Genomic DNA, 11,629 nt, shown 5'->3' with positions numbered 1-11,629 from the left:
AAGACGCTCTTGGTCAGGCAGTTGGTCAGACAGAGGCAGGGAAGGTCCTGTTCCGACACGATCGGACGGGGCCTGACCTGCAACTTCTTAGCACAAAAGAAGCTCCCGCGACTGGACTCGAACCAGTAACCTGCCGGTTAACAGCCGGCTGCTCTGCCGATTGAGCTACGCGGGATCGTTCGTCCGGTGGGGCTGTGGGGCCCCTGTCGGCGCCCCTAGGTTAGCGCATGTCCGGGGCTGCTCGCGCACGGTTATGGGTTGGGTCGGCGCTGGCGGGTATGGGGTTGGCACGAATCCGCCGTCGGCAGGAGTTGGGCATGAAGACTCGCATGATGTTCATGGCAGGGGCCGCGATCGGCTACGTCCTCGGGACGAAGGCGGGCCGTGAGCGGTACGAGCAGATCAAGAGGCTGTCGCAGCAGGTGTCGGAGAATCCGAACGTCCAGGAGACCGCGGGCAGGCTGCGGGCGAAGGGCGAGGAGTTCGCCGGGACGGCGCGCGGGAAGGCCGGTCATCTGAAGGATCGGGTGCCGGAGCAGGTTCCGGGGCGGCACAAGGCTTCTTCTGAGGAGCAGCCCCCGCAGGTGTACCCCGGTTAGAGGCCGGTCTGGCGGCGCAGATCTTCGAGGACCTGTTCGGCCTGGGCCCGCAGGCTCGGGTCGGCGGGGTCGAGTCCTGCTTCGAAGACGAAGGTCCAGCGTACGTCGCCGCCTCCGGTGGGGCGCCGGCCGGCGATGCGGACTTTCCCGCCGCCGGGTAGGGCGGCTTGGTGGCTGACGGCGATGGTGGCGGTGACGCGTTCGCGGACGGTTTCGGGGACGGAGCCGGGGTCGGTGAGCCGGACGTGGTGTTCGGTGCCGGTGGACGTCTCCTGGACGTGGAGCCATCCGTCGTTCCAGGTGGCGTGGTCGACGCGTTCCCAGGGGATGCGGGTGAATCCGCTTTCGGGTGTCGGGAGGTGGAGGGCGGCCGTGGTGGCGGTGACGTGGGAGCCGCCGCGGGTGGGGGCGGCGGCGAGGACGCGTTCGCCGCGTTGCAGCGCGAGTGCGTCGCGGACCGCTGACGGCAGGGAACCACGGCGTAGGCGCATGCCTCCACGGTAGGCGATCAGGCGGCCTGGGGGGCGCGGCGGGCTCCGAGCAGGTCGAGGACGAGCGCCGCCGACCAGGCGTAGTCGTGGCTGCCGCGTCCGGTGCCGTCGAAGGGGTCGAAGAATTCGCGGAATCCGGATTGGCGGACGAGCCGCATGGTGGAGCCGTAGAGCAGGTCCGCGACGACGGGGAGGCCGTGTCCGAGTGCGCCGTACCAGATGAGCCAGTTGGTGCTGATCCAGGTGGGGCCGCGCCAGTAGCCGCCGCGGTCGAACGCGGGCGCCTGGATGTCGCAGGTGGGGACGGGGTATCCGGCGGCGCCGGCGAATCGGGCGGACAGCAGCAGGTCGACGAGGCTGCGGACGATCGGGGCGGGCAGTTCGGGGTCGAGGAGCGGGCCGAACGCGCCGATGGTGACGACGGGCAGGTGGCGGTCGTCGCGCAGGTCGCGGGCGCGGAAGCAGCCGGTTTCGGGGTCCCAGAGCCGGTCGAGGATGGCGCAGTGGATGCGTTGTGCGCGTTCGCGGTGGGGGGCGGGGTCGGCGCCGACGATTTCGGAGATTTCGGCGAGGGCGTGGGTGGAGGCCAGGTAGGTGGCGTTGACGAGGGGGTCTTCGACGGCGAACGGGTGCGCTTCGCGGAGGTAGCGGGGCTGGTAGCCGGCTTCGCGCATGAGGGCGACGAGGCGGACGTAGCGGTCGTAGTCTTCGCCGGTCGGCAGCGTGTGGACGCGTTGTGCGGGCGCGTACGCGGAGGGCGGGAGCTGGAGGGCGCCGAGGGGCCGGTCCCAGGCGGGGCTGTTGTCCAGGCCCGATTCCCATGGGTGGCAGATCGCGATCAGGCCGCTGGAGTCGAGGTCGCGGGCGTGGGCGAGGTAGCGGTGCTGGGCGGTCAGCATGGGGTACAGCCGGGTGAGGAAGGCGCGGCTGCCGTCTCCGTCGGTGGCGCATTCGTGGAGGCGGAGGGCGGCGAGGGCGTGCAGCGGCGGCTGGGTGAGGCCGGAGGTGTGGACGCCGCGGGGCGCGTCCGGCTGGTGTTCGCTGCGCCACAGTTCGGGGCCGGGGAAGTACGCGTGCCGGGCGAGGCTGGTGTTGAAAACGATGTGGGGGAGCATGCCGTCGGCCCATTGGCCGCGGAACAGGGAGAGCAGTTCGGCTTCGGCGCGGTCGTGGCGGTGGCGGGCGAGGCCCATGCTGATGAACGCGGAGTCCCAGCTCCACTGGTGCGGGTAGAGGCCGGGCGACGCCGCGGTGGCCGTCCCGGTCCAGTTCGCATCGAGGACCCTGGCCGCGGCTTTCCACAGCGCGGTCTCGTCGCCGGTCAGACGGGAGCTCATGTGTTCAGGGTGTCCTCCTCCTGGGAGAGGGGCTCACGGTGATTGTGACCGCAGAACGCGGCCGCTGCGACCCCCTGTGGTGCGTCGGTTGTCAACGGTCTCCAGGGCCGCGCCGTGATTTTTCGCGGTGGCCGGTCTAGGGGGCGGTCGCGCGTTCCAGCAGCCAGTCCGCGATCTCCTGCCCGGCGAGGATGCCGCGTGAGGCGGTGACGGCCGTGTCCGGGGACGTCCAGCCGGTGTCGTGGAGTTCACCGTGGGCGGGGCGGATGGACAGTTCGGCGGCTTCGAGGAGTTCGATGTCCAGGAGCGAGTCGCCGGCGGCGAGCATGGTGGACGCGCCCGTCCGGTGGGCGACCTCCGCCGCGGCGGCGGCCTTGGTCAGGCCCGCGGGGAGGCAGTAGACCTTGCGGCCTTGCAGGGACGTCCGCCAGCCGCGTTCTGCGCACCATCCGGTGAGGTCGTCCACCCATCCGGACGGCAGCGAGGCCCGGTCGACGACCGTGTAGGCGAACAGGCCGGACGCGTTGCGCCGTTTGAGGACGAAGTCGCCGCTGGTCTGGACGAGGTGTTCCTGGATCTCCGCGAGCGGCGCGCACCCGTCGGCGACGCGTGTCCGTACGGACGCGGCCCATTCCGGGTCGTCCACGCCGTCCACGAGGAGGTGCCCGCCGTTCGCGGTGATGGCGTATTCGGCCGGTTTCTCCAGCAGGTGGACGCGCCGGTACTGCTCTGGTGTGCGTGTCGTCGTGGGGACGAACGCCGCGGCCGTTGAGAGGGCCTCCAGCGTGCGCGCGGATGCCTCGGTCATGTAGGAGAGCGGGGCGCCCTGGTAGAACTCCACGCACAGTAGGCGCGGCATCGTCTCGTCGGGCCCGTCCAGGGCGAACGCGGCGGCGGAGTAGATGTGCGTACGGTCGAGGTCGGCGCACACGAGGACGGTCACTGGACGGCTCCCTTGCCGAACCGGGGGTGGATGAATCCCATGCAGGCGTAGGGGAACCGGTCCGGTTCGACGTCGATGACGGGCACGCCGCGTTCGCCGGCGAGCAGCCTGATGTGCGACACCTCGGGACCGGCGTCGGCCCGGACGAGCACCTTCCACGGGACGCGGCGCAGCAGCACCCGGGTGGTCTCCCCGATCCCGGGCTTGACGAGGTTCAGGTCGTCGATCCCGTCGGCGTCGGCGCAGCGGCGGACGGCCTCCCAGCCCGACCAGTCGGGGGTGCGGTCGGCGGCGCGGAGGTCCGGCAGGTCCTTCGCGACCCGTTCGGCGACGTCCCCGAACCGGGCGCACACGGTGTCGAGGAACACGGCGGACACGTCGTCGCCGGCGAGGTCTGCGTAGAACTTCGCGCCGTGGAAGTCTCCGGGGCCGATCAGGTCGGCGTTCAGGACGGTGCGGCTCACCAGCCCGGACACGGTCGAGTTGAGGCAGGCGGAGGGGATCAGGAAGTCGTCGCGCGTCCCGAACAGGGACGTGCAGCGTCCCGGGTCGGCCAGCACCGCGAGGTCGGCGGGGAACGGGTGTGAGGCGAGCGCGCCGGTCAGTTCCCGCGTGATCGCGCCCTTGCCCGTCCAGCCGTCCACGAACATCACCGTCGCCGGGTCGTGGTGCTCGGCGAGGTACCGCAGGGCCACGGTGTCGATGCCGCGCGCCCGGACGATGCTGACCGCGTAGTGCGGCGGGTTCAGGCCGTGCGCGTACCGGGCCCAGCGCCGCATCAGGATCCCGACGGGCGTCCCGGCGCGGGCCAGCGACACCAGGACCGCCTCCGGGCCGCGCTCGGCGAGGATCATCTCGGTGACCAGCCCGGTCGCGTACGCGATCCGCTCGGCCGACGTCTCCAGCGCCCGGTGGAACAGCCGCCGGTATTCGGGGCCCGGCTGGTACTCGACCGGCAGGGACTCGGCGTAGTGGGCCCGGCCCGCCTGGATCGCCGCCTCACGCTCCTCGGTCGGCGCTTCGAGCCGCACCTGCGAGAGGTCCTTGAGCAGCCAGGTGACGTCCTCGGCCGGGTAGCTGCCGAAGGTCGGCCCTTGCAGCGGTTTCACATGGCCCTCCTGGCGGGGACCGCCGCGACCTGGACCGGCGCGAGGGTGCGCAGCCGCTGCAGCAGCCCACCGGCGAGAGCGGAGGTGTCGCCTATGTCGTCCACCACGAACGCGATCCTGTCGAAGCCGTTCCGGTCTGACGGCGGGGAGACGTTGTAGGCGTACCGCTCCCCCGGCCCGTCCGCGGGGTCGTCGTGCGACTGGAAGGCCAGGCGCGTCCTGATCGCGTAGCCGGGGTCGTCGACGGCGAGCACCGGCGAACGGGTCGTCGTCGAGTAGCGGACGTCCACGCCCGGCAGCGCGTCGGCGAGCGCCTCGGCGATCCGCAGCGGCGTGTACATCAGCTCCTCGAACCCCAGGACGAGGACGCGGGAGGCCCCGTCGCCGAGTCCGGACGCCAGCGCGTCGGCCATCCGCGCCAGGTCCTTCTCCAGCCGGGCCCGGTGCTCGGGCAGGAACCCGTGGCGTCCTCCGTCGGGCAGCCCGGTGGGCCACTCCAGGCGCAGCCGGGACACCGCGAACGTGGCCGCCGGCTCGTCCGGGGGCGTGGCACGGGCGGAAAGGTCGGCGACGAGCGCCTTCCCCGTCTCCAGGATGTCTTCGGGAAGGTCGACGTGCCCCCCGGCGAGTGCCACGGCGTCTATGCGGGTTCCCAGGCGGGCGGCGAGATCGTCCATCCGGGCCCGGTCGGCGGGGCCGCGCAAGTCGACCAGGGCGGCGAGGACGTACTGGCCCCTGGGACGGACGGCGTGGAGGGCCGCGATGGTGTTCAGCACGGTCCGGCCGGTGGAGAGTTCATCGTCGACCAGCACCATCGGCACGTCACGGTCGAGGGCGGCGGAGTCGGCGGGAAGCAGCAGGTGGCTCGTGGCGTGACTGTGCTCCTCTTCGAACCCTCCGTACATGGCGAAGCCCGCGACTGGACGGCGTGTGGAGTGCAGGTAGTAGGCGCTTCCCAGAGCGTCCGCCACCGAATGCCCCAGGGCCGTGGCGGTCTCCGCGTAACCCAGGACGATGGCGTCCACGGGGGTCTGTGGCTCGCGCAGAAGGTCGCGCAGTCCCGCCGCCCGCCCCGGCACGCCCAGCAAGGCATCAGCGAGAAGAGACCCCGGCTGGGACGGCTCCTCACCGCGCAGGCACGCGCGCACAAGCTCCCCCAGCAGGAGCCCCGACCCGTACACGAGCCGCGGGTCGGTCGGCACGTGCTTGCCCTGCACCGCCGAGACCAGCAAATGCGCACGGCGCGGATTACGCCGCACGGCCAGCCCGACGAGATCCGAGAGCCCGACGCCCACCGGACGCCGGCCGTCCGTGAGCCGCACCCCCAGACGCGACGCCACCCAAGAACCGGGCCAGCCGGGCGGGAAGGCCGTCACCGGCTGCCCGCCGCTTCCAGCAGCTCGACGAACGTGACGCCCTCCGCCGCAACCCCGAACACCCGGGCGCGCAGCATCAGCCGCTGCGCCCACGCGCGGTGCGGCTTGGCCTCGTTCATCTTGTTGGCGTACGCACTGGCCATGGCCCCTCCCCCGGAGACACCGAGAATGTCGGCCGCGTCGCAGTACTCCTCGTGCGTCACCACCGACAGGGCGTGCACGGCCGCCACATGGCTCGGATGTATCACCGTCTTGCCGATGAGGCCGTTCGCCTTGTCCAGGTGCACCTCGCGGATCAGCCCGTCCAGATCGGACGTGATCAGGCGCTGCCGCAGCGGCGCCGCCCGCTGCGCCTCGAACGGCGACTGCCGCAGCTGCGGCTTGAACATCCGCTCACCAGCCGAGAAGTACTCCCACACCGGCCCGGTCACCACATAACCGGTGCCGTCGGCCCGGCCGAGGATGTTGACCACGTCGCAGATCACGCCCGCGACGGGCCGGATGTCGTAGATCGTCAGGTCCGGCGGGCGGCGCAGCCCGTACGCCGCGGACATGTCCGTCGCCCCGATCCGGACGGCCAGGACCCGCGGCCGGTGCTTGGCGAGAAGCCGCGCCACATCGTGCAGCATTTCCGTCCGGGACTCGGCGTACACCGCCTCCGGGCTTTCGATCACCGGCATCGCCAGCAGCCGCAGACCGGTCCGGGTGGCCGCGTCCTCCAGCGCGTCCAGGAACGCGCCGCCCGACGCGGCCGTGAACTTCGGCAGCACGAACCCGGTGACCAGCGCGGCGGCGTCACCGAGCCGGTCGACCAGGTCGCCGATCTGCCCGGCGTCGCGGACCCGGACGAACAGCAGCGGCACGTCCGTGCCGCGTTCAAACAGCGCCCGCAGCTGCCCCACCAGGTTCGACTCCCCGGCCGCGACCTCGTCGTCACCGATCGCGTCCTCCAGGCACAGGACCATGCTCATCACGCCGCGGCGCGCCGCCCGCTCGACGTCGTCGGCGATGGCGGGCCGGGTGGACGGGCTGTACAGCGTCGCCCCCATCGCCACGGCCAGCACCGCCGGATCGTCGTGCCGGTCGAACGGCCGCGGGTGCCGGTGGAACAGGAGCTTGCGACGCGCGGCGTCGATGTGGTCGAAATGCCGCATGGACGCCCCGTCAGACGCGCCGTGTCATGAGATCGGGCACCGGGTCACCCGGCCGGGACCCCGTCTCACAGGTGCGCCGACACTGCCGGCAGCAGATGCTGGAACGTGCGGCCCGTCGCGGTCGCGCCGATCGCCGTCATCGACCAGCCGTCGCCGTCCCGCGACACCTTCGCCATGATCTGCGCGTTGTGCTGCCCGGTGCCGCTCAGGTCGTAGCGCGCGATCTCCTGCCCGGTGCTCTCGTCCACCAGCCGGCAGAACGCGTTCTCGATCTGCGAGAAGTCCTGGCCGGTGAAGGAGTTCACCGTGAACACCAGCTGGGTGACGTTGGACGGGACGCCCTGCAGGTCGACGTTGATGACCTCGTCGTCACCCTCGCCCTCACCGGTCAGGTTGTCGCCGGTGTGCAGGACCGAACCGTCCTTGCTGCGCAGCTGCCGGAACCACACCTGGTCGGCGAGGTTCCCGCTGCCGTCGAACAGCAGGCAGGACGCGTCCAGGTCGATGTTCTGGGTCTTGCTCTTGCCGAACAGGCCCTTCTTGGCGACGGCGTCCCAGCCGAGACCCATTCTGACCCGGGAGAGCGTTCCCCCTCCGGGTTTGGCCAGCGAGACCTTCTGGCCCTTCTGCAGCGAGATTGACATCGTTCGGCTCCTTTGATGATCGATGCTGTCGCGAGGTGGAAGGTCAGACCTTGCTGGAGTGGAGCTCCTTGTCGCCCTCCCCGGACGGCTCCTCGGACGGTTCCCCGTCCGTCCCCCGGTTGCGGAGGATGGAACTGGCGAACGCGGCGATGATCAGGCCGGCTCCGAGCCCGCCGGTGATCCACTCGGGGACGTGGTGGCCGATGCTGATCAGCATGCAGACCGCGAGGGCCCCGATCGCCCAGTGCGCGCCGTGCTCCAGGTACACGTACTCGTGCAGCGTGCCCTTGCGGACCAGGAACACCGTCAGCGAACGGATGTACATGGCGCCGATGCCGAGGCCCAGCGCGATGACGATCGGGTCGGTGCTGATCGCGAACGCGCCGATGACGCCGTCGAAGCTGAACGAGGCGTCCAGCACCTCCAGGTACAGGAAGAGGAAGAACCCGGCCTTGCCGGTGGCCAGTGCCAGCCGGCTCGGCCCGCCGCGTCCCCGCTCGCCGTCCCGCGTCGCCTCCTGCAGGGCCTGCCGCGCGGTCGCCGTGCCGCCGTCCACGCCGGCCTCCTCGGACTCCTCGTCCTCGCCGGGTTCGGCCACCTCGGAGAACAGCTCGCCGAGCCCGTTGACCAGGATGTAGGTCACCATGCCGAGCACGCCGGCGATCATGACGGTGCCCGGGTCGTCGGCGGCCAGCCACGACACGAACGACAGCGCGCCGCCCGCGACCACCACGGCCAGCTGGTCCAGCCTGCCGATGCGGGCGAGCGGCCGCTCCAGCCACGGCAGCCACTTGTCGGCGCGCTCCTCGAACACGAAGTTCAGGAACAGCATCAACAGGAACATGCCGCCGAACGCCGCGATCGTCGGATAGGCGTCGTTCATCAGCTCGTGGTAGCGATCCGAGTCGTTGAGCGCCAGGTCGAACGCCTCGACGGGACCCAGCCGAGCGGTGATCCCCACGATCAGCAGCGGGAAGACCAGCCGCATGCCGAACACCGCGATCGCGATGCCGATCGTCAGGAAGATCTTCTGCCAGAAGGGGCTCATCCGGTCGAGCACCTTGGCGTTGACAACGGCGTTGTCGAACGACAGAGAGATCTCGAGGACGGCCAGCACGGCGACCAGGGCCAGCCCGGCCGGCCCGCCGTAGAGCAGGGCGAGGACCAGACCAGCGGCCGTGACGCCGAAGGACCATCCGAAGGTGCGAAGAATCATGCGCGTATTTCTGCTAGAGAGGACGGCCGGACGTGGCGGCCGGGATGCGGGGAGCCGGCCTCAGCCGACGTTCACGCCGAAGTCCATCGCGATGCCGGCCAAACCCGAGGCATACCCCTGGCCGACCGCCCTGAACTTCCATTCGCCGCTGTGCCGGTAGAGCTCCCCGAACACCATGGCCGTCTCCGTGGAGGCGTCCTCGGTGAGGTCGAAGCGTGCCAACTCGTTGCCGTCGGTCCGGTTGACGATCCGGATGAAGGCGTTGCGGACCTGGCCGAAGCTCTGCTGCCGGTTGTCGGCGTCGTAGATCGAGACGGGGAACACGATGCGCTCGCACTCGGCCGGCACCCCGTTGAGCTCGACGTTGATGGACTCGTCGTCGCCCTCGCCCTCACCGGTCAGGTTGTCGCCGGTGTGCTCGACCGAGCCGTCCGGGCTCTTCAGGTTGTTGAAGAACACGAAGTGCTGGTCGGACATGACCTTGCCCGTTCCGGCGAGCATCAGCGCGGACGCGTCCAGGTCGAAGTCGGCGCCGGTGGTGGCGCGGACGTCCCAGCCGAGCCCGACGGTGACCGCGGTGAGGTTGGGCGCGGCCTTCGTCAGTGAGACGTTGCCGCCCTTGGCGAGTGATACTCCCATGTCCGGGCCACTCCCTTCCCTGTGAAGCCTGATCCTTGGCTGAGGATCCTACTGAGACCTGTGCCCGCGGTGACCGGAACCTGCGGGGACCGCATCCGCGCGGGCGTCAGAGGTTGACGCCGAAGTCCATGGCGATGCCGGCCAGACCTGAGGCATAACCCTGACCGACCGCGCGGAATTTCCATTCCGCCCCGGAACGGTACAGCTCACCGAAAACCATCGCGGTCTCCATGGACGCGTCCTCGGACAGGTCGTAGCGCGCCATCTCCGAGCCGTCGCCCTGGTTCAGCACGCGGATGTAGGCGTTGCGGACCTGCCCGAAGTTCTGGCCGCGGTTGTCGCCGTCGTAGATCGACACGGCGAAGGCCACCCGCTCGGCGGTGGCCGGCATCGCGCCGAAGTTGACCTGGAGCTGCTCGTCGTCGCCCTCGCCGGCGCCGGTGGTGTTGTCGCCGCTGTGCGCGACCGCGCCGTCCGGCGTGCGGAGGTTGTTGAAGAACACGAAGTGCTGATCGGTGATGATCTTGCCGGAGGCGTCCAGCACCATGGCGGAGGCGTCCAGGTCGAAGCCGGTTCCCGTGGTGGTGCGCAGGTCCCAGCCAAGACCGACCGTCACCGCGGTCAGCCCCGGTGCCTGCTTGGTGAGCGAGACGTTGCCGCCCTTGCTGAGACTGACACCCACGGTAGGTCCTCCATGATCGCATGCCGTATCGGACACCGGCCCGGCGCCCAGACTTATCGACGTTGCAGCGATGCTATCCGTTCCATCCTCGGCGGACGCATTGCACGAGACCCGTGCCCACCGCGCAAAACCAGGCCCATCTGCGCCAGACTGGGCAGGGACGAAGGGAGGCTGCGTTGCGGGGAGCGGGCGACCAGCGGCGCCGGGGCCGGGGGGCGCAGGCGGCGGCCGGTGCCATCGAGGCCAGGGAGGCGGCGTCGACCGCCTTCTACGACATGGACCAAGCGCAGAAGTACATCGACGGCCGCGTGACCGTGTTCGAGGATCTGGACGCCAAGGCCGCGGAACCGGTCCGGCGCGAGTTCACCGGGCTGGCCGAGGCCGCCGACGCCGCCGCCCACGCGTACATCTCCGTCCTGGACTCGCACGACCTGGATGACCAGGACCGGTCACCGGCCGAGTACGACGCGGCGCGGCGCGCGTTCGTGGCGACCACCGAGCGGCTGCACGAGCTCACCCGGAACCTGAACGGGTTCGCCGAAAAGCTCTCCCAGCGGATGTCCCGGCTGGAGGCCGCCCTCGACCAGCTCCCGCCCCGGCTGACGGCCGCACGCGACGCCGTCATCGCCGCCGACGCCGCCGTGGCCGCCGCCGTGGAGGCCGGGATGGACGCCTCCGACCCGGAGGCCGAGCTGGCCCAGGCCAAGCAGATTCTGGCGCAGCTCGGCTCCCAGGGGCTCGGCGGGTTCGGGCTGGACGGGGCGATGCGCAAGGCCGACGAGGTCAGCGAGATCGCCGAGCGGGCGCGGGAGGCCGCCGCCGAGCTGCCGCAGATGGCGCAGAAGGTCCGCAACTCGCTCGCCTCCGTCCGGACCCGTGTGGACGTCGTCGCGAACCGCGTGGGGCCGGTCAGGGAGGCCATGCGGGTCCTGCTGCGCAACTACTCGCAGGCGTGCTGGCAGGACCTGAAGGGCGCGCCGGAGTCGATCGAGGCGGCCACGACCCGGGCGCGCGAGCGGCTGAACGAGGCGTCCGCGCACACCGCCCGCACCGAGTGGAAGCAGGCGCAGCAGGCGCTCACCGCCGCCCGCGCCGAGCTGAACGCCGCCGACCGGCGCGCCGGGCAGGTCACCGGGCGGGTCGAGGAGCTGAACGCCGTCGCCGCCGACCCGACGGCGCCGGTCGAGAGCGTCAGGTTCGCGGTGCGGGACGCGCAGCGCCTCGCGATGGCCCAGCCGGGCGGACCCGCACCCCAGCACGTCCGGGTGCTCGACTCGCTCGTCGAGCGCCTGGAGAACGCGCCGAACCGCCTCACCGGCGCCCACCCGGACTACTGGGCCTACCTGCAGGAACTCGAATCCATCAAGACCGCCGCCGGCGACGTGGTCACCCGCATCCGCGCCGAACGAGCGGGCTGATCGCGGTGCCCTCGGCGGTCG

Annotated in this window: 12 protein-coding genes and 1 tRNA gene; 2 read left to right on the top strand and 11 right to left on the bottom strand. The window is 70.9% G+C overall.

Translation table 11 applies throughout. The annotated features are described in order from the left end of the window. Window positions 1–102 precede the first annotated feature (102 nt). Window positions 103–175 (bottom strand) — tRNA-Asn (locus tag ACTWPP_RS31430). A gap of 142 nt (window positions 176–317) precedes the next feature. Between ACTWPP_RS31430 and ACTWPP_RS31425 the strand changes: the two genes are divergently transcribed. After that, window positions 318–599 carry a YtxH domain-containing protein gene (locus ACTWPP_RS31425; protein ID WP_443108002.1) on the top strand — a complete coding sequence of 94 codons (282 nt, stop codon included), beginning with the start codon at window positions 318–320 and terminating at the stop codon, window positions 597–599. On the opposite strand, the gene ACTWPP_RS31420 is transcribed toward ACTWPP_RS31425, so the two are convergent. From ACTWPP_RS31420 to ACTWPP_RS31375, 10 genes are all read right to left on the bottom strand, one after another. Further along, window positions 596–1,090, bottom strand: coding sequence for a hypothetical protein (locus tag ACTWPP_RS31420; RefSeq protein WP_443108001.1), 495 nt, complete (start codon window positions 1,088–1,090; stop codon window positions 596–598). The genes ACTWPP_RS31425 and ACTWPP_RS31420 overlap by 4 nt on opposite strands. A 17-nt stretch (window positions 1,091–1,107) precedes the next feature. Beyond that, a complete protein-coding gene (locus ACTWPP_RS31415) occupies window positions 1,108–2,427 on the bottom strand; it encodes an amylo-alpha-1,6-glucosidase (protein WP_443108000.1) in 1,320 nt (439 codons plus the stop codon). A 136-nt stretch (window positions 2,428–2,563) separates the two neighbouring features. Next, window positions 2,564–3,370: an HAD family hydrolase gene (locus tag ACTWPP_RS31410; RefSeq protein WP_443107999.1), complete on the bottom strand. Its 807-nt coding sequence runs from the start codon at window positions 3,368–3,370 to the stop codon at window positions 2,564–2,566. Beyond that, on the bottom strand, window positions 3,367–4,479 hold the full coding sequence (locus ACTWPP_RS31405; RefSeq protein ID WP_443107998.1) for a cysteine protease StiP family protein: 1,113 nt from the start codon (window positions 4,477–4,479) through the stop codon (window positions 3,367–3,369). The genes ACTWPP_RS31410 and ACTWPP_RS31405 overlap by 4 nt, the downstream gene beginning before the upstream one ends. Next, complete coding sequence (locus tag ACTWPP_RS31400) at window positions 4,476–5,819, bottom strand: phosphoribosyltransferase family protein (RefSeq protein ID WP_443107997.1); 1,344 nt, start codon at window positions 5,817–5,819, stop codon at window positions 4,476–4,478. The genes ACTWPP_RS31405 and ACTWPP_RS31400 overlap by 4 nt, the downstream gene beginning before the upstream one ends. A gap of 32 nt (window positions 5,820–5,851) precedes the next feature. After that, window positions 5,852–7,009, bottom strand: coding sequence for an HpcH/HpaI aldolase/citrate lyase family protein (locus ACTWPP_RS31395; RefSeq protein WP_443107996.1), 1,158 nt, complete (start codon window positions 7,007–7,009; stop codon window positions 5,852–5,854). A 65-nt stretch (window positions 7,010–7,074) separates the two neighbouring features. Beyond that, entirely contained in the window at window positions 7,075–7,653 is a 579-nt protein-coding gene (locus ACTWPP_RS31390) for a TerD family protein (RefSeq protein ID WP_443107995.1), read from the bottom strand. Window positions 7,654–7,696: 43 nt separating this feature from the next. Beyond that, on the bottom strand, window positions 7,697–8,869 hold the full coding sequence (locus tag ACTWPP_RS31385) for a DUF475 domain-containing protein (protein ID WP_443107994.1): 1,173 nt from the start codon (window positions 8,867–8,869) through the stop codon (window positions 7,697–7,699). A gap of 60 nt (window positions 8,870–8,929) precedes the next feature. Beyond that, on the bottom strand, window positions 8,930–9,508 hold the full coding sequence (locus ACTWPP_RS31380; protein WP_443107993.1) for a TerD family protein: 579 nt from the start codon (window positions 9,506–9,508) through the stop codon (window positions 8,930–8,932). 106 nt (window positions 9,509–9,614) lie between these two features. Next, on the bottom strand, window positions 9,615–10,190 hold the full coding sequence (locus ACTWPP_RS31375; RefSeq protein ID WP_443107992.1) for a TerD family protein: 576 nt from the start codon (window positions 10,188–10,190) through the stop codon (window positions 9,615–9,617). Between the two features lie 176 nt (window positions 10,191–10,366). On the opposite strand from ACTWPP_RS31375, the gene ACTWPP_RS31370 reads away from it, so the two are divergent. Next, window positions 10,367–11,608, top strand: a complete 1,242-nt coding sequence (locus ACTWPP_RS31370; protein WP_443107991.1) for a molecular chaperone DnaJ — start codon at window positions 10,367–10,369, stop codon at window positions 11,606–11,608. Window positions 11,609–11,629: the final 21 nt, after the last annotated feature.

It is taken from the genome of Actinomadura sp. 3N407 (genome assembly GCF_052245875.1).
Taxonomy (GTDB): domain Bacteria; phylum Actinomycetota; class Actinomycetes; order Streptosporangiales; family Streptosporangiaceae; genus Spirillospora.
Note: the sequence above shows the minus strand (reverse complement) of the source record. Positions and strands in the feature narration are given on the sequence as shown.

Coding starts and splice junctions, on each gene's coding strand:
- ACTWPP_RS31380 (WP_443107993.1), bottom strand. CDS start 9,508: ATGGGAGTATCACTCGCCAAGGGCGGCAACGTCTCACTGACGAAGGCC.
- ACTWPP_RS31385 (WP_443107994.1), bottom strand. CDS start 8,869: ATGATTCTTCGCACCTTCGGATGGTCCTTCGGCGTCACGGCCGCTGGT.
- ACTWPP_RS31425 (WP_443108002.1), top strand. CDS start 318: ATGAAGACTCGCATGATGTTCATGGCAGGGGCCGCGATCGGCTACGTC.
- ACTWPP_RS31415 (WP_443108000.1), bottom strand. CDS start 2,427: ATGAGCTCCCGTCTGACCGGCGACGAGACCGCGCTGTGGAAAGCCGCG.
- ACTWPP_RS31395 (WP_443107996.1), bottom strand. CDS start 7,009: ATGCGGCATTTCGACCACATCGACGCCGCGCGTCGCAAGCTCCTGTTC.
- ACTWPP_RS31420 (WP_443108001.1), bottom strand. CDS start 1,090: ATGCGCCTACGCCGTGGTTCCCTGCCGTCAGCGGTCCGCGACGCACTC.
- ACTWPP_RS31390 (WP_443107995.1), bottom strand. CDS start 7,653: ATGTCAATCTCGCTGCAGAAGGGCCAGAAGGTCTCGCTGGCCAAACCC.